Source organism: Mesorhizobium sp. P160187 (genome assembly GCF_057766425.1).
Genome location: NZ_JBYMDX010000003.1, coordinates 1,897,660 through 1,914,751, shown reverse-complemented (window position 1 = coordinate 1,914,751; position 17,092 = coordinate 1,897,660). Strand labels below are relative to the sequence as shown.

Annotated in this window: 15 protein-coding genes and 1 pseudogene; 8 read left to right on the top strand and 8 right to left on the bottom strand. The window is 62.3% G+C overall.

Annotated elements, in window-relative coordinates; all coding sequences use genetic code 11:
• Positions 1–73: 73 nt before the first annotated feature.
• The 4 genes from AC3CCE_RS12730 to AC3CCE_RS12715 all read left to right on the top strand — a co-directional run bounded on the left by AC3CCE_RS12730 (position 74) and on the right by AC3CCE_RS12715 (position 3,160).
• Positions 74–658, top strand: a complete 585-nt coding sequence (locus tag AC3CCE_RS12730) for a hypothetical protein (RefSeq protein ID WP_352625166.1) — start codon at positions 74–76, stop codon at positions 656–658.
• 141 nt (positions 659–799) lie between these two features.
• Positions 800–1,054, top strand: coding sequence for a hypothetical protein (locus AC3CCE_RS12725; protein ID WP_352625168.1), 255 nt, complete (start codon positions 800–802; stop codon positions 1,052–1,054).
• Between the two features lie 183 nt (positions 1,055–1,237).
• Positions 1,238–2,200 carry a BstA C-terminal domain-containing protein gene (locus AC3CCE_RS12720; RefSeq protein ID WP_352625170.1) on the top strand — a complete coding sequence of 321 codons (963 nt, stop codon included), beginning with the start codon at positions 1,238–1,240 and terminating at the stop codon, positions 2,198–2,200.
• A gap of 171 nt (positions 2,201–2,371) precedes the next feature.
• On the top strand, positions 2,372–3,160 hold the full coding sequence (locus AC3CCE_RS12715) for a DUF3800 domain-containing protein (protein WP_352625172.1): 789 nt from the start codon (positions 2,372–2,374) through the stop codon (positions 3,158–3,160).
• Between the two features lie 193 nt (positions 3,161–3,353).
• On the opposite strand, the gene AC3CCE_RS12710 is transcribed toward AC3CCE_RS12715, so the two are convergent.
• Positions 3,354–4,295, bottom strand: a complete 942-nt coding sequence (locus tag AC3CCE_RS12710) for an IS1595 family transposase (RefSeq protein ID WP_023807665.1) — start codon at positions 4,293–4,295, stop codon at positions 3,354–3,356.
• Positions 4,296–4,450: 155 nt separating this feature from the next.
• Here AC3CCE_RS12710 and AC3CCE_RS12705 point away from each other — a divergent pair, with 155 nt between their 5' ends.
• A complete protein-coding gene (locus tag AC3CCE_RS12705; protein ID WP_023825821.1) occupies positions 4,451–5,983 on the top strand; it encodes a YifB family Mg chelatase-like AAA ATPase in 1,533 nt (510 codons plus the stop codon).
• Positions 5,984–6,067: 84 nt separating this feature from the next.
• Here the strand turns inward: AC3CCE_RS12705 and AC3CCE_RS12700 are convergent, their stop codons facing one another.
• From AC3CCE_RS12700 to AC3CCE_RS12690, 3 genes are all read right to left on the bottom strand, one after another.
• On the bottom strand, positions 6,068–6,703 hold the full coding sequence (locus AC3CCE_RS12700; protein ID WP_023825822.1) for an outer membrane protein: 636 nt from the start codon (positions 6,701–6,703) through the stop codon (positions 6,068–6,070).
• A 185-nt stretch (positions 6,704–6,888) separates the two neighbouring features.
• Positions 6,889–9,057 (bottom strand): malate synthase G, encoded by a 2,169-nt coding sequence (locus tag AC3CCE_RS12695; RefSeq protein ID WP_352625174.1) that lies wholly within the window; start codon positions 9,055–9,057, stop codon positions 6,889–6,891.
• 123 nt (positions 9,058–9,180) lie between these two features.
• The gene (locus tag AC3CCE_RS12690) at positions 9,181–11,202 is read right to left on the bottom strand and encodes a hydantoinase/oxoprolinase N-terminal domain-containing protein (RefSeq protein ID WP_352625175.1); all 2,022 of its coding nucleotides are present in this window, start codon (positions 11,200–11,202) and stop codon (positions 9,181–9,183) included.
• A 195-nt stretch (positions 11,203–11,397) separates the two neighbouring features.
• Here AC3CCE_RS12690 and AC3CCE_RS12685 point away from each other — a divergent pair, with 195 nt between their 5' ends.
• The 3 genes and pseudogenes from AC3CCE_RS12685 (at position 11,398) to AC3CCE_RS12675 (ending at position 13,381) form a co-directional block, all read left to right on the top strand.
• Entirely contained in the window at positions 11,398–12,375 is a 978-nt protein-coding gene (locus AC3CCE_RS12685; protein ID WP_023673293.1) for a threonine ammonia-lyase, read from the top strand.
• Between the two features lie 8 nt (positions 12,376–12,383).
• Positions 12,384–12,764 (top strand): annotated as a pseudogene (locus AC3CCE_RS12680) (nuclear transport factor 2 family protein).
• Positions 12,765–12,781: 17 nt separating this feature from the next.
• Positions 12,782–13,381: a DNA-3-methyladenine glycosylase gene (locus AC3CCE_RS12675; protein ID WP_352625176.1), complete on the top strand. Its 600-nt coding sequence runs from the start codon at positions 12,782–12,784 to the stop codon at positions 13,379–13,381.
• A gap of 4 nt (positions 13,382–13,385) precedes the next feature.
• Here AC3CCE_RS12675 and AC3CCE_RS12670 read toward each other — a convergent pair whose 3' ends face one another.
• From AC3CCE_RS12670 to AC3CCE_RS12655, 4 genes are read right to left on the bottom strand one after another with little or no spacing between them, the layout of a single operon-like run.
• Positions 13,386–14,522, bottom strand: a complete 1,137-nt coding sequence (locus AC3CCE_RS12670; protein ID WP_023681282.1) for an ABC transporter permease — start codon at positions 14,520–14,522, stop codon at positions 13,386–13,388.
• Positions 14,519–15,439, bottom strand: coding sequence for an ABC transporter ATP-binding protein (locus AC3CCE_RS12665; protein ID WP_023673289.1), 921 nt, complete (start codon positions 15,437–15,439; stop codon positions 14,519–14,521). Before AC3CCE_RS12665 ends, AC3CCE_RS12670 begins: the two co-directional genes overlap by 4 nt.
• Complete coding sequence (locus AC3CCE_RS12660; RefSeq protein ID WP_023739818.1) at positions 15,436–16,389, bottom strand: HlyD family secretion protein; 954 nt, start codon at positions 16,387–16,389, stop codon at positions 15,436–15,438. The genes AC3CCE_RS12665 and AC3CCE_RS12660 overlap by 4 nt, the downstream gene beginning before the upstream one ends.
• Positions 16,386–17,090 carry a CerR family C-terminal domain-containing protein gene (locus AC3CCE_RS12655; protein WP_352625178.1) on the bottom strand — a complete coding sequence of 235 codons (705 nt, stop codon included), beginning with the start codon at positions 17,088–17,090 and terminating at the stop codon, positions 16,386–16,388. Before AC3CCE_RS12655 ends, AC3CCE_RS12660 begins: the two co-directional genes overlap by 4 nt.
• Positions 17,091–17,092 lie beyond the last annotated feature (2 nt).

Here is a 17,092-nt window from a genome sequence, read left to right as displayed (position 1 = left end):
CTTGCCTTGGCCTGGGGATTGTATATTTGACAGACCCATTGGCGAAGCGGGAGCAGCCTGATATGAATCACTCATGTGGGGTTTGGATTACATCAAGTCAGAGTGGCACGTAGTGAAGGGCGCTCCGCTAGCGTTCGCCCTTCTTTTGGTGGCTGGCCTGATTGGAGGATACGCATTCGAGTCGATACTGACCGCCGAGAGGGTCGCCACGCTTGAAACCATGATCCGTCAGAGGGATGGCGAAATAGACGGCTATCAGAAGACATTGAGTGACCGCATGGACAAGGTCGAAAAGGCGCTATCAGCGCAACAGCTGTCTTCGATCGAAACTACCCTGACCCGATCCCCTACAGCCACGGTTGAACTTCAGAGCGACAGGGAATGGACCGATACGGCGGAAATAGCTCGGCAATTGCAGTCCACCTTCGAAAAAACGGGATGGACGGTAGACAAGTCGCAAGGGAAGAGCGGTGCTGGCGTGGTGCTGCGGGCAACAAGCGATGTCGCCACGTCGGTAATCCGAAACGCTCTGGATGAGGCTGCCGTGCCCTATAAAACGACGCCGATTAGCGGGCCAACCGGCGGCATGGAATTTATGCTCTACAAGCACAGCAGCGGCACGCTGCCCAAGGTGGCTCCCGACACTACCCAGCCATAACGGGATGGACGGTGCAGTTGGGCAAGCCAAGCTGTAGCGAACGGTGGCAGTGCGGGACCGCACCCCTCCGCAAGGCGGACGTTTGCGTTCCATAAGCTGGCGCTGATAGGGTCTCATTCCCAATAGAGGAAAGGGAGCGAAATGGCGAAGGCGAAAAAGGTCGTAAACTTCCCCCGGCACATTCTGAGCGAGGTGGAAGTCATAGCCGACTTCAAAAAACTGGTTGAGGACTCCGAGAAGTCTGAAGATTTCAAACGCATCGCAAAGGCAGTTATTGCCGAGATGCTTCTATACCGCGCTCGGCAAAACAAGGTTGAGGCCAACGAGCCAGCGAAGCCTGCGCCTACGCGACGCCTCCCGCTACTGGCGGTGAAGAAGGCAGTTACCCAGCCGTAGGGGAATGGCCCGTCCATAAACACGCGAGAGTGTTTGCTAAAGCCCGGTTTGTGCCGTGTTTGCCTGTGAAAACCGGGTATCACGGCTTTTTCAGTTTGCGCTACATCAGGAATCGCTCAGGTTGTGTTACCTTACGTGATCAAGAATCATTGGTTGCATCGTATGACCCGAGGAAATCAATAAATGTCTTTGAAAATCAGTAGATTACCTGCAAAACCGAGCCAAAAGCAAATCAATCCGAAACAGGGCTTTCTGGATTTGAGCGTAGACAAGTCTACGGAAATCCAGGGTATCGGAATGGGTGTCCTTTCAGACGGAACGCCTTTCCTCAACCAGCGTGGATTGGCACGCCTTTGCGGCGTTGAAAACGCGCACATTGGCACGATCAGTTCGGACTGGAACGACGCGAACCAGAAGCCCCGCATCACGGCGATAAAGGAGTTGCTGGCAAAGCGTGGCGAGACTTTGAAACGCCCGCATATAGTCTGCAAACAGGGCTTGAAAACAATTTTCGCCTATCCGGACGTGGCTTGCCTCGCAATCCTAGAATATTACGCCTTTGAGGCGGCGAACTTCAAACAGGAGGCGAGAGATAATTTCCGCCTCCTTGCCGGGAAAGCTCTGCGAGACTTCATCTATACGCAAGTCGGCTATGACCCCGCCAACAAGATACCGCTCGTCTGGCAACAGTTTCACGACCGAGTCTCCCTTTCATATGATCGGGTGCCGGATGGTTACTTCAGCATCTTCAAGGAGATGGCCGATATCATTGTGACGTTAATCCAAGGCGGCGCTCAGGTCGGACCGTCCTTCCTGCCGGATATCAGTATGGGACAGCACTGGGGAAGATGCTGGACCGAAAAGGGCTTGGCGGCTCAGTTCGGAGAGCGCGTCCAGTACATGCACGACTACCCGAGCTCGTTCGCTCAAGCCCTATCGAATCCACAGACGCCGTGGGCGTATCCGGATGCCGCGTTGCCGTACTTTCGTAAGTGGGCGAAGGAGGTCTACATCAAGGAGAAGCTGCCCGAGTTTCTAAAGAGCAAGGCGAAGCAGGGACAATTGCCACCGTCTTTTGCTCAACTCGCGATCAAGGTTCTCTCTGAGGGGACGAGCGGCACGAAGGTCATTACGCAAGCCTCATAGGGCTATTTAGACTTTAGCGCTTTTTCAGATTTAGGTGGCGGGGACTTAGCCACCTTCCTAATAGCCGCGTTCAACGGTTCTTCGGAATCGATGGTTTCAATCTCACGCGCCAGTTCGCGGAACTTGTCTACTTGACTCTTCTTGGTGGGCTTCTCTGATTCCGAGTGTTTCATGTCTCGCTATCGCATGTTCATTGATGACACTGGCGACGTTGATGACGCCGCTACAAACGATCCGAAGCGCAGATTCGCTTCGATAACCGGAGTTATTTTCGAGTGGGATTATTATCACCACGAATTCGACCCGGCATTCCGCCAGCTCAAACTAGACCATTTCGGGCTGACATCAAAGGGGCGGCCACCGATATTGCGCCGCCATGACTTGATGAAAAGGCAGGGTCCGTTTGCCTGTCTGCAGGATCAAGCGACGCGCGCCACCTTCGATGCCGCGATTACTCAGACATACCAGGATGGACAGTTCACGGTCATAACGACTGCTATTGATAAGATTGCTTTCTACCATCGCTTCCCAAATTGGCGGCAGGACGTGTACCTGTTTCTAATCCAGAATGCCGTCGAGAGATATTTTTATTTCCTTCGTAATCTCAACAGCACCGGCGACGTGATGGCCGAGGAACGGGGGAACAAAGACAAGGCTTTAAAGGCCCGCTTTCGGCACGTATTGGATCACGGCTTTCAGCAGGTGCAGCCTGCCCACTTGCAAGCTTGCCTGACTTCCAAGGAAATCAAGATCAAGCCGAAGAGCGATGACCAGACCGGGCTACAGATGGCCGACCTGCTTGCGGCTATCTCTTTCCACAAATGCCACCAGATCTACGGCGTAGGTCAGGGCATGACCGGGTTTTCCCACAATGTTGGTGAACTGATCGAAGCGTCTAAATTTTACCGTAACGCCGCCGGAAATCCGCACGGTTACGGGCGCGTTTGGCGCCCGCAATGAAAAACGGCCCTAGTGACAGGGCCGTTCGGCGAGCTAACGCCTACCTCCAACTTTGCGATGGATTGCCACGACCATAACGCATCCGTTACGAGTTTTCAACGGAAATCACCGTTTATTCCGCTTCCGAAACGGTTCCCCTTTCCAAAGGGGTAGCTTCAACTGCACCGGCTTTCGGTTGTGATTTTTCTTCGCGTCAAGCAGGTTGCCGGTACGTTAGGCGCTTGCCCTTGGCACCCTTCAACGCAATCAGCGAACGAACGTTGTCGTCAATGCCAAGCGCGACGCGGTTGGAGTAGCGGAAATCGAACTCGGCAAGGTAGCGGTGCAGATGGTGTTCCGCGCAATGCTGGTAGACGCCTTTCATGCCGCGCTTGAAAATCGAATAGTAGCCTTCAACCGTGTTCGTATGCACGACACCGCGAACGTATTCCTCACGGCCATGGTTGACGGTGCCGTGCGCTGCGAACTCAGGGCCGATGTTCTGGTAGACGCGGGCTTCGTCCGAAAGGAAGACGCTTTCCTTATGGATGTTGGCGTTCACAATCGGCGTCACGCGGGCAACCGTGGCGCTGTCGATGTGGAACGAACGGGCACGACCGCCGCGCTCGACAAGCGTAAGGACGGTGTTCTTGTGAGCCGCGCCTGTGCGCTGCATCGGGACGCCCTGCAAACGGCCAATGTAGGTTTCGTCCACTTCAACGAACTTGCCAGCGCCGCCCATGGGGGTGAAGTCATCCGAGCGCATGGCTTCGCGAATGCGGTGGCACATGAACCACGCGGTCTTGTAGGTGATTTCCAGAGCCCGATGCAGTTGATGAGCCGAGACGCCCTTCTTGCTCGCGCACATGGCATGCAAAGCCTGTAGCCACTTGTGCAGCGGCAGATGGCTTTCCTCAAAGATAGTACCCATGCGAACGGTGAACTTTTTGCGGCAATCCGAGCACTTGTAGAGGCCATGGATTTCAACGCCGTTCGGGTTCTTCTTTGAAGCCTTGGTGCGACCGCCCTTCAATGCGTAGTGCTTTTCCATAGAGCCGCAATGGTAGCAAACCGGACCCTGCGGCCACAGCATGCCCTCGACATGCTCAAATGCGGCAGCTTCGTCATGAAAATAAGGGCGGGACAGAACAGACATAGCGATAACTCCTTGGAATCGTTATCGCATAGCCATTTGGGTCTGTCAAATATATAATTGCCCTTGGCCTGAAATCTATGGTTGTCTTGTCCCTGACGTCGCTCGCGGTCTGAACCACAAGGCCGAGGCGAGCCGATATCCGGGGGCAGAGCAAGATGGTGGCGCGGGTTCGCACGGTTGCTTTCCAGGGCATCGAGGCCGTGCCGGTCGATGTCCAGGTGATGATCGCGCCGGGCAAGGTCGGCATGCAGATCGTTGGGCTGGCCGACAAGGCGGTGGCCGAAAGCCGCGAGCGCGTGCAGGCGGCACTGCATGCGTCGGGCCTGTCGATGCCGTCGAAGAAGGTGACGGTCAACCTGGCGCCTGCCGATCTGCCCAAGGAAGGCAGCCATTACGATCTGCCGATCGCGCTCGGCCTGATGGCCGCGCTCGGCGCTATTCCCGGCGACATGCTGGCCAGCTATGTCGTGCTCGGAGAATTGTCGCTCGACGGTACCATTGCCGCGGTGGCCGGTGCGCTGCCAGCCGCGATCGGCGCCAATGCCGAGGGAAAGGGCCTGATCTGCCCGTTCGGCTGCGGGCCAGAAGCGGCCTGGGCGGGCAAGGATTTCGACATATTGGCGCCGCGCAGCCTGATTGCCATCGCCAATCATTTTCGCGGCACGCAGGTGCTGTCGCGGCCCGAGCCCGGCATCCATGTCTCGGCGCGCGACCTGCCCGACCTCTGCGACATCAAGGGCCAGGAAAGCGCCAAGCGGGCGCTGGAAGTGGCGGCGGCCGGCGGCCACAATCTGTTGATGGTCGGGCCTCCCGGCTCGGGAAAATCGATGCTGGCGCAGAGGCTGCCCTCAATTCTGCCGCCACTGGCGCCCAAGGAACTTCTTGAAGTCTCGATGATCGCCTCGGTGGCCGGCGAACTCGGCGAAGGCAAATTGACCGACCGACGGCCGTTCCGCGCCCCGCACCATTCGGCCTCGATGGCGGCGATGGTCGGCGGCGGCATAAGGGCACGGCCGGGCGAAGTATCGCTTGCCCATAACGGCGTGCTGTTCCTCGACGAGTTTCCCGAATTCACGCCGCAGACCTTGGATGCGCTGCGCCAGCCGCTGGAGACCGGCGACTGCATGATCGCGCGCGCCAACCACCGCGTCACCTATCCAGCGCGCATCCAGCTGGTAGCGGCGATGAACCCGTGCCGTTGCGGCATGGCCGGCGAGCCCGGCTATCGCTGCCTGCGCGGCGAACGCTGCCGCACCGACTACCAGGCGCGCATCTCAGGCCCGCTGCTCGACCGCATCGACCTCAGGATCGAGGTACCGGCTGTCTCGGCCGCCGACCTGATCCGGCCCGACCGGGCGGAGAAGAGCGCGGCGGTCGCCCAGCGCGTGGCGCGCGCCCGCACCATCCAGCGCGAGCGGTTCGAGCGGCTGGGCGTCACCAGCGCCACCACCAACGCCCATTGCTCGCCTTCTGTCATCGAGGACATCGCCGCGCCGGACGCAGCCGGCCTGTCGCTGCTGAAAGACGCCAGCGAGAAACTCGGCTTTTCTGCGCGCGCCTATCACCGCGTGCTTAAAGTGGCGCGCACACTGGCCGACCTCGACGCCAGCGAGGCCGTCGGCCGCATCCACCTGGCCGAGGCGATTTCCTACCGCATGATGTCGGAGCGGGTAGCGCAGGCGGCGTGACGAAGCCTAGCCTGCTTTGTCGGGATGGCTAGCTGTCCGCCCGGACCGATATCAAGAACCGATGATGTCTGGCTTTGCTAAAAGTCAGAACTTGTAGGCGAAGGCTGCGCGAACGACGCTGAAATTCGTCTTCACGTTGTAAGGATCGACGGGATCGAACCCGAAATCCTTCTTGCCGAGGTCGACGTATAGATATTCCGCGCGAACGGTCCAATTGTTGTTGAAAGCATATTCCGCACCGCCGCCGACCGCATATCCGGTCTGAAGCTTGGTTTCGGTTTCGTTGAAGACATGTTCGTCGATCTTGACATTGCCTACGGCAAGGCCAGCGGTGACATAGGGCAGAAACTGATCGAATGCGTAGCCGACGCGACCCCGGATCGTCCCGTAGGCATCCAGACTTGCACGCGCAAAAAGACCGCCGTCGTCGAATTCCTGCTTGAAGCCCAGATAATTTATGTCGCCTTCGATACCGAAAACCCACGGGCCGGATTGATAGTTGGCACCGACCAGGACACCGCCGGTGAAGTCGCTGATGTCGGCCGATCCAGTGATGCCTATGAAGTTGCCGTCGATATTGCCAAAGGCGCCACCCGCATTCGCGCCGATGTAAAAGCCGGTCCATGAATAGGTGGAGGCTACCGGTTCAACGAAATCCGCTGCATTGGCCCCGGTCACAGTCATGCCCGCAACCAGCAAAATTCCTGCAAAAAGCCGCATGGATGTCCCCGACCCGACCATCAATTGATCAATGTCTTAGCAATACACCCAAATCCTTGCGAAACCTGTGTCAAAACAGTCACGCTGCAGGCTAAATTAGTGATTGCAGGCAATGGAGGCAGCGTCTTCCCACGAGTGCGGTCGCGAAGCTGCGCAGCCTCAGCCGACGCCTTTCCGCCGCAGGATCAGGCCCGCTCTTTCGCCTTCAGCTCCAGCCTCCGCGCGTGCAGCACCGGCTCCGTATAGCCGTTCGGCTGTTCGCGGCCTCTAAACACCAGGTCGCAGGCGGCCTGGAAGGCTATGGAATTGTCGAAATCGGCGGCCATCGGGCGGTAGAGCGGGTCGCCGACATTTTGGAGGTCGACGATCGCTGCCATGCGCCGCAGCGAATCCATCACCTGGATCTGCGAGCACACCTTGTGGTGCAGCCAGTTGGCGATGTGCTGCGAGGAGATGCGCAGCGTGGCGCGGTCTTCCATCAGGCCGACATCGTTGATGTCGGGCACTTTCGAGCAGCCGACGCCCTGGTCGATCCAGCGCACGACATAGCCCAGAATGCCTTGCGCATTGTTGTCGAGCTCGCGCTGGATCTCGTCGGGGGTCCAGTTCGGCCGCACCGCCACCGGCACCGACAATATATCATCGAGCTTCGCCTTCGGCCGGCTCTTCAGCGCCGCTTGGACGGCGTGGACATCGACCTTGTGATAGTGCGTGGCGTGCAGCGTCGCCGCTGTCGGCGACGGCACCCAGGCGGTGTTGGCGCCGGCCTTGGGATGCGCGATCTTCTGTTCCAGCATCGCCGCCATCAGATCCGGCATCGCCCACATGCCCTTGCCGATCTGGGCATGACCGGCGAGCCCGCATTCGAGCCCGATGTCGACATTCCACGCCTCATAGGCGGAGATCCAGGCGGCCTGCTTCATGTCGCCCTTGCGGATCATCGGCCCGGCTTCCATCGAGGTGTGGATCTCGTCGCCGGTGCGGTCGAGGAAGCCGGTGTTGATGAACACGACGCGCTCCTTCGCCGCGCGGATCGCCTCCTTGAGGTTGACGGTGGTGCGCCGCTCCTCGTCCATGATGCCCATCTTGATGGTGTTTGCCGCCATACCGAGCAGCGCTTCGACGCGGTCGAAAATCTCGACTGCGAAGGCGACTTCCTCCGGCCCATGCATCTTCGGCTTCACCACATACATCGAGCCCGCGCGGGAATTCATCCGACGCCCGTTGGCGCCGACATCGTGCAGCGCGATCAGCGCCGTCATCGCCGCATCCAAGATGCCTTCCGGCACCTCGTTGCCATCGCGGTCGAGGATGGCCGGATTGGTCATGAGGTGACCGACGTTTCGCACCAGCATCAGCGAGCGGCCAGGCAAGCTCAGCGCGCCACCACTGGGCGCGGTCCAGGCGCGGTCCGGATTGAGCTTGCGCGTGAAGGTTTTGCCGCCCTTGCTGATTTCCTCCGCCAGATCGCCCTTCATCAGGCCGAGCCAGTTGCGATAGACGATGACCTTGTCCTCGGCATCCACCGCCGCGACCGAATCCTCGCAGTCCTGGATGGTGGTCAGCGCCGATTCCAGGATCACGTCGGCAATGCCGGCCGGGTCGGTGCGGCCGATCTGGTTGGTGCGGTCGATGAGGATCTCGATGTGCAGGCCGTTCTGGACCAGCAGGATGGCTTCCGGGTTGGCACCGTCGCCGCGATAGCCGGCAAATTGTTTCGGGTTGGCCAGCGTGGTGCCGCCGGCGCCAGCGCCGAGCCGCAAGGTGCCACCCGAAACCGTCAGCCCGTTCACGCCGGCCCATTTGCCCGAGGTGAGCGGCACGGACTCGTCCAGAAAACTCTTCGCCCAGGCAACCACCTTGGCGCCGCGCACGGGGTTGAAGCTTTTGCCCTTCTCGGCGCCACCGGTCTCGGCAATGGCGTCGGTTCCGTAGAGCGCATCGTAGAGCGAGCCCCAGCGAGCATTGGCGGCGTTGATCGCATAACGCGCATTCATCACCGGCACCACCAGCTGCGGCCCGGCAACGCTGGCGATCTCGGGGTCGACATTGTCGGTCGTCACGGAGAAGGCCGGCCCTTCGGGCACGAGATAGCCGATCTCACGCAAGAAGCTTTTGTAGGCCTCCATATCGATGGGCGCGCCATTGGCGCGGTGCCAGGCGTCGATCTGTTCCTGCATGGCGTCGCGTTTGGCCAACAACGCCCGGTTCTTCGGCGCGAGATCATGGACGATAGCCGAAAAGCCGTTCCAGAAGGCGTCGGCGGCAATGCCGGTACCCGGCAGCGCTTCGCCGACAAAGTCATGCAGTTCGCGGGCAATCCGCAATCCGGCGATCTCGACGCGATCGGTCATCAGGGCTTCTCCAGATGAAAGGCTTTGCGCCCTTTGGCATGTCAGGGGTGAAGGGTCAATTCAGCTTAGGGTGAAGGCGGGGAATTTGAAGCTGCTGATCTCTCCCCTCGTGGGGGAGATCACCTAAACCGCAATCCTCGGCCGACCCGATGCAACCGCCACCACATGCGCTTCGATAAACATCCGTTGGGCCTCAACCGTAGACACCTTGAACTCGGTCGAAACGTCGATCTCGGCATTATCCGTGCCGGCATCCTTCGCGCGCGCGGCTACGATCGCCCGCACATCAGCCTCCGCTGCCGCGATCGCCTCGGCCTCGTCCGTGAAGTCGCGCACCGTTTGCCCCGACGCCACACGAAACAAACCTTCCCTGGGCTGGCTGACGCGGGCTTCGGCGGAGACGCGGACCTGGCCGACGACAGCGCCGAGCGCGTTGGCGACATCAGTATCCTCCGGCACCACGCACTCATTACCGACCAGCTCGGCCAAGCCGGCATAGTGCAGCGGCGCCGAGGCGCCGAGGCCAATGACCGGACGATCGAGCGCGACGCTGAGCCTTGCGATGCCGGGATGGGAATCGACGGCGCGCTGCACCAGCGCATGCGCGACGGTGGCGGCGCCATCCAGCCCATCCTCGGCAAAGGCTGTCTCCAGAATGTATTCGGCCGACCAGCGCGTGAGCGTCAGCAGCACGCGTTCGGAAATCACCTCCGGAGACGGCGCGATGTACTGGCCTCGCCCATCACGCTTGCGGGCAAACAGTTCGGCGCCGAGCCGGGCCGCAAGCGGGTCCCAGTTGGCCTGCTTGCCGAGCACATGGGCGGCGTCCGAGGGGGTGAAGCCCGAGATATGCACAAGACCGCGCGAGACCAGCCGGTTCAGCGTGGCGTTCTGGGCGTTCGAGGTGAGCAGCCTGTCGATGGCGAGCGGCACGGCACCAATCAGTTCATACAGTTTCGCCTCGGGCGCGGTCAGGCCGGCGGCGAGCCTGTCCGCCACGCCGGTGCGCAACGCAAAGCGGCCGTCCATGCGGCCGGGGTTGGGCGCCCTGAGCTGGCGCTCGAGCTCCGATGTCACGGAAACACCATGCATCATGCCGGCCAGCGCCAGTGGCACCAGGCGGCGCGGCCCGAGCAGGATCTTCGGGTTGAGCGCGCCATCTTCCAGCGCCACTTCGGAATCGCCGCCGAGGCCGAAGGTGCGCATGGCGACCGCCTCGACCATGGTGCGGAAGCCACCGACGGTGGCGCCTTCGGGGTCGAGCCGGGGCCGGCCACCATCGAGCACGGCGACATCGGTGGTGGTGCCGCCAATGTCGGACACCATGGCGTTGTCCAGGCCCGTCATGTGGCGGGCGCCGACCAGGCTGGCGGCCGGGCCGGAGAGGATGGTCTCGATCGGCCGCTGGCGGGCAAACGCCGCCGAAACCAGCGCGCCATCGCCGCGCACCACCATCAGGGGCGCTGCGATGTTGCGGGCTTCCAAAAATCCGTCGGTTGCCGCCACCAGCCGGTCGATCATCGAGATCAGCCTGGCGTTGAGCAAGGTGGTGAGCGCGCGACGCGGACCGCCGAGCTTGGCCGACAATTCATGGCTGGCGGTCACCGGCAGGCCGGTCTTTTCGCGGATGAGGTCGCGCGCGGCGAGTTCATGCGCCGGGTTGCGGGTGGCGAAATAGGCGCAGACGGCAAAGCCCGACACCGAGGCGCCGAGTTCAGGGAGTGCTGCTTCCAGCCCCGACAGATCGAGCTTGGCCGCATTGCCGTGCACGTCATGGCCGCCCGGACAAAACACCACCGGATCGGTGCCGAGCGCCGTCTTCAGCCCGTCGCGCGCAAGGTCGGCCCCGGTAAAGCCGATCATGATGAGCGCCACACGCCCACCCTGGCCCTCGACCAGCGCATTGGTGGCGAGCGTCGTCGACATCGACACGAGTTTGATAGCGGCCGGATCGGTGGCGGATTTTCCCAGCACCGCATCGACCGCGCCGGAAATGCCGACAGCAAGATCGTGCCGCGTGGTCAGCGCCTTGGCCTTGGCCAGCACCTTGCCTTTTGGCCCGCCTTGTTCCGACCACAGCACGGCATCGGTATAGGTGCCACCGGTGTCGATACCGAGAAACAGGGGTTTTGGCTTGGCGGTCATGTCTGGCGGTCCGGGATTCTGCTCCCCCGCCCTTAGCCGATACGGCCCAGCTGATAAAGGCGGGAGAGGTGGGCCAGTTTGACCCTCGTCGCCGCTCATGCCCGCCAAACTTTGTAACGGTCACATTTTTTCATTGGTGCGTGGCCTGCCTTTGCGTGCACCATGCGCCGATCTCATCGCTTTCAGGACTTCGCCATGACCACGCTTCCCGGGATCGCCGACATCCATGCCGCCGCCGCGCGGCTCTCCGGCCTGATCGCCGAAACGACCTTGATCGAATCGCTGGAACTCAACAAACGCTTCGGCGGCCGCATCCTGTTCAAGCCGGAGACGCTGCAGCGCACCGGCTCGTTCAAATTCCGCGGCGCCTACAACAAACTGTCTTCGCTGAGCGAAGAAGAGCGCAGCCGCGGCGTCGTCGCCTTCTCCTCAGGCAACCATGCTCAGGGCGTCGCCGCGGCGGCTGCCATGTTCGGCGTCAAGGCGGTCATTGCCATGCCGGCCGACGCGCCGGCGATGAAGATCGCCAATGTCCGCAAGATGGGCGCCGAAGTGGTGCCGTTCGACCGCTTTCGCGACGACCGCATGACGGTGGTGCGACCCTACATGGACAAGGGCATGGTGCTGGTGCCTCCTTTCGACGATCCGGCCATCATCGCCGGCCAGGGCACGATCGGTCTCGAACTGATGCGCCAGGCAAAAGCGCTCGGCGTCAGCCTCGATGCGGTCGTCATTCCCTGTGGAGGCGGCGGCCTGACGAGCGGCATTTCGATCGCCGTCAAGGATGCCTCGCCGGCCACAGCAGTCTGGGCCGTTGAGCCCGAGCATTTCGACGACACCCGCCGCTCGCTGATCGAGGGAAAAAGGGTTTCCAACGAGCCCGGCCACAGTTCGATCTGCGATGCCATCCTCACCGCAGAGCCCGGTGCCATCACCTTCGAGATCAACCGCAAGAACCTCGCCGGCGCCATCGCCGTCTCCGACAAGGCGGCCGCACAGGCGGTGCGCGACGCCATGGCCCATCTCAAGCTGGTGGTCGAACCCGGCGGCTGCGTGGCGCTGGCGGCGCTCTCGTCAGGCGAGATCGAACTGTCGGGCAAATGCGTCGCCGTCGTGCTGTCAGGCGGCAATGTCGATTTCACCACCTATGCCGAGATCATGGCCGCGGCCTGAGAACCGATATGGCAGACGCTGAGATAAGGGCGGCTCTCGATCGCCATTGGGCTGCCTCCGATGCCAATGATCTGGAGACGGAGCATCAGATCTATCGCGAGGACGCGGTGCTCGATTATCCGCAATCAGGCGAGCGCATCAGCGGACGGCACAACATCCAGTCGTCGCGCGCCACGCAGCCCAACCGGAAGCGCTTTGCCGTGCGGCGGATCACCGGGTCAGGCGACCTCTGGATCACCGAATATGTCCTGACCTATGACGGGATTCCGTCCTATACGGTGAGCATCATGGAGTTCGTCGATGGCTAGGTGGTTCGCGAGACCCAGTATTTCGGCGATCCGTTCGAGCCGGGGCAGTCGCGCGCGCAATGGGTCGAACGGATACCTTGAAACACGGCGGCGGTAGCATGACCGGCCACCATCCGCTCGATCGTGCCGAACTGCCTGATGATACGGCCGATCTCGCCCGCTATCTCATCGGCAAGCTCGTGGTGCGGGAGCTGCCGGAAGGCATCGTCAGCGGCCGTATCGTCGAGACCGAGGCCTATGTCACCGGCGACGCCGCCGGGCACGGCTATCGCGGCATGACGCCGCGCAACCGTTCGCTGTTCCTCGGGCCCGGACACGCCTACGTCTACCTCGCCTATGGGGTCTCCTGGATGCTCAATGTCTCGAGCGAGGGGCCGGGCACCGGCACCGGCGTGCTGATCCGGGCGCTGGAGCCGCTCGAAGGCATCGCCATCATGCGGCTGAACCGGGGCGTGGAGCGCCTGCGCGACCTGGCGCGCGGGCCGGGGCGGCTCGCCCAGGCATTGCGGATCGACCGTTCGCTGGACGGCCTCGATCTGTGCCGCCAAGGCCCGCTATGGCTGGCAGCCGACGAGCACGAGCCCGGCGAAATCGGCCAAGGCATCCGCATCGGCATCACGAAGGATGCGGACCGCCCGCTGCGGTTCTATGTCAGGGGCAGTCCGTTCGTCAGCGGTCCGCCATCGCTCAATTCCTGAACGCTCAGTCGAGCGTGCGCCTGAACCGCACCAATGCGACGCCGGCAAACAGGGCCACGAACCCGACCAGCCAGGCGATCTCGCCCGCAACCGCCGGCAGTTCGGCGCCCTTCAGCATCACCGCGCGGGTGATGCGCAGAAAATGCGTCAGCGGAAAAATCTCGCCGAAGGTCTGCGCCCAGCCCGGCATGCCGCGATAGGGGAACATGAAGCCGGACAGCAGGATCGACGGCAAGAAGAAGAAGAAGGTCAGCTGCAGCGCCTGCATCTGCGTGCGGGCGATGGTCGAGATGGTGTAGCCAAGCAGCACCAGCGCCAGCACGAACACCAATACGGCTGTAAGCAGCAGCGACATGGAACCGGTGAAGGGGATGGCGAACAAGAGCTTCGACGCCGCCAGCACCACCACCACCTGGACGCCACCGACCACAAGATAGGGCAGCACCTTGCCCAGCATGATCTCGAACGGGCTGGACGGCATGGCGAGCAGGTTTTCCATCGTGCCGCGCTCGGTCTCGCGGGTCAGCGCGATCGAGGTCATCATCACCAGGGTCATCTGCAGGATGACGCCGAGCAGGCCGGGCACGATGTTGTATTGCGAGATGCCTTCCGGATTGTAGCGCTGGTGCACCACCACATCGAGCTGGCCCCTGGCGGCCTCACTCGCCGCCTCCTGCATGCCTTGCGCCCGAAGCAGCGCCTGGCTGGCCACTTTGCTTAGCGTCGAGATGGCGCCGCTGGCGGCGGCCGGGTCGGTGGCGTCGGCCTCGATGAGTATCTGCGGATTGTCGCCGCGCTCCACCCGGCGGCCGAAATCGGCCGGGATGGTGACGACGAAGGCGACATCGCCGCGCGCCATCAGGAATTCGGCAGCCTCGGCACTTTGCGCAACATGGTCGAAGCGGTAGTAGCCGGTCGTCTGCAGGGCCGCGACAATGGCGCGGGTGTAGGGGTCGTTGCTGGTCGCCACCAGTGCGGCAGGCAGGCTTTTGGGATCGTTGTTGATGGCGTAGCCGAACAGCACCAGCTGCAAAAGCGGCACGCCCAGCATCATGGCGAAGGTGATGCGGTCGCGCCGCATCTGGATGAATTCCTTGATCAGCAGCGCACCGAGCCTGGCGAAGGAGAAGACGCTGTTCATGCCATATTGTCCTTCGAGCCGGACATGAACTGGATGAAGACGTCCTCGAGGCTGGTCTCGCCGGGTTTTACGCTGACGCCCTTGTGCTCCTTCTCGACATCGGCGAGCGCCTTTTCGAGCTTTGCCTTGTCGGAGCCGACGACATGCAGCGTCGCGCCGAACGGCGCCACCTGGTCGACGCCGGGCCGGTCCCTGAGTGCATCGGCGACCTGGTCGAGGCGCGGTCCCTGCAGCACGAAGGTGGTCAGACCGGCATTCGTCACCACCTCGTCCACCGTGCCGGTGGCCAGCATCTTGCCGTAGGAGATGTAGCTGATTCGGTGGCAGCGCTCGGCTTCGTCCATGTAGTGGGTGGACACCAGCACGGTCAGACCGCCGCTCGCCAGCCGGTGGATCTCGTCCCAGAATTCGCGCCGCGCCTTCGGATCGACGCCGGCGGTCGGCTCGTCGAGCAGCAGCAGCTTCGGCTTGTGCATGATGCAGGCGGCCAGTGCCAGCCGCTGCTTCCAGCCGCCCGACAGCGTGCCGGCGAGCTGGTTGCGGCGGCTCGTCAGGCCAAGCTCTTCCAGCGTTTTCGACACATGCTCCTCGACCGGTTTCAGCCGGTAGAGCCGCGCCACGAATTCGAGATTCTCGCCGATCGTCAAATCCTCGTAGAACGAGAATTTCTGCGTCATGTAGCCGACTTCGCGCTTGATGCGGAGCGACTCGGTGCGGATGTTGAAACCCAGCACCGTACCTTCGCCCTCGTCGGGCGTCAGCAGGCCGCACATGATGCGGATGGTCGTCGTCTTGCCGGACCCGTTGGGCCCGAGAAAGCCTACGATCTCGCCCTCGGCCACCGTCATCGTCACATGGTCGACGACAGTCTTGTCGCCGAAACGCTTGACCAGGCCATGAACGTCGATGGCGTTCATTTTGCGGAGGCCGCCAGCTCGACATCGACGATCTGTCCCGGCTGCAGCGCTTGCGCCTTGCCCTCAGGCCGCGCCTCGACGAGGTAGACCAGCTTCTGCCGGTTCTCGAGCGAGTAGATCACCGGCGGGGTGAATTCCGGGTCGGGCGAGACATAGCTGACGCGCGCCTTCACCTCCGGCCCGCAGCCGTCGCAATGGACGACAAGCAGCGTGCCGACCTTGATCGACGAGAACGCACTTTCCGGGACATAGACGCTGAGCTTTACCGCACCGTCCGGCAACATCGAAATGACAGGCGCGGTCGGACCGGCGGTGTCGCCGGGATTGCGGATGACGTCATTGATGCGGCCGGGCGAGGGTGCCGCCAGCACGCGCTTCGATAGCCGCCACTCAGCCTGTTCCAACGCCGACTGTGCCTGTTTGACCTGATTGTCTGCCGCCTTGATCGTTTCGGGACGCGCAGGCAGACCGCCGACGGCGAGGTTGGCCTGCGCCTGGCCGACCTGCGCATTGGCGGTCTCCAGCGTCGCGGCGGCGGTGTCGTAGTCGGCCTGCGTGCCGGCGCCGCGCTTGAACAGGTCGGCGGCGCGGTCGTATTTGCGCTTGGCATCCGTGGCCTGGGCCTTGGCCATGTCGACCTCGGCCTTCAGCACCGCGATCTCCTCCGGCCGCTTGCCGATCTGCAGGTCGGCCAGCTGCGCCTGCGCCTGGGCGAGCGCGGCCTCTGCCTGGGCGACGGCGATTTTTGCGTCGGCGCTTTCGAGAGTCACCACCGGCGTGCCTGATACAACACGGTCGCCGCGCTTGACCGCGACGGTCTCGACCTGCGCCACTTCGATCGGCGCCAGCAAGACATAGTCGCCCTCGACATAGCCGACGGCAAGCGGCGCTGCCGGCGCGCAGGCGCCGAACAGCTGGGCCGCGAGCGGCAGGGAACAGAGAAAACTCATCGCTTGCCCTCCTTGCGGGCGACCGGATTTCGGGCCGCCAGTATGGCGCCAAGATTGCTTGTGACCGCCGCCACCACCTTGGCGGCTTCGGCGTTACCGATCTCGCGCCAGCCCATACGACGCATCACTGCTTCGCGGCCGATGCGGAAATAGATGACCTGGCCGATCAGCGTGAAGACCACGAGCTTGGTGGCCTCGCTTTCGGCCGGCTCGCCCGTCGCCTGTTCCCAGATCTGGCAGAGGCGGCGATGCGTCGGTTCGAACACCCCGTCATAGATGCGGTCGAGGGCGGCCGTCGGATGCGACAATTCCCTAAGTACAAATTGTACGATATCGCCAGCTTCCGGTCTGGCTACGATAAACGCCACCATCGCTTCCAGCGCGGCGAACAATTGTGCCCTCGCCGCCTCCGGGCCGGCTTGACCCGGCAATTGCGTGCCGCCGAGCGCCTGGCCGGCAACCGACTGGATGGTTTCGACGATGTGGTCGGCGGCGGCCGCGCGCAACCCTTCCTTGCCGCCGAAATGATAGGCGATCGAGCCGATGTTGGCCTTGGCCTCGGCGGCGATCTCACGCGTCGACGTGCCGTCGAACCCTTGCCGTCCGAACAGCTTGAGCGCCGAAAGCACGAGTGCGGCGCGCGTCTGCTCTGCGGGGGATGTCTCCTGGCGGGGCGTTTTATCGGCTACGGTTTTGATCATGC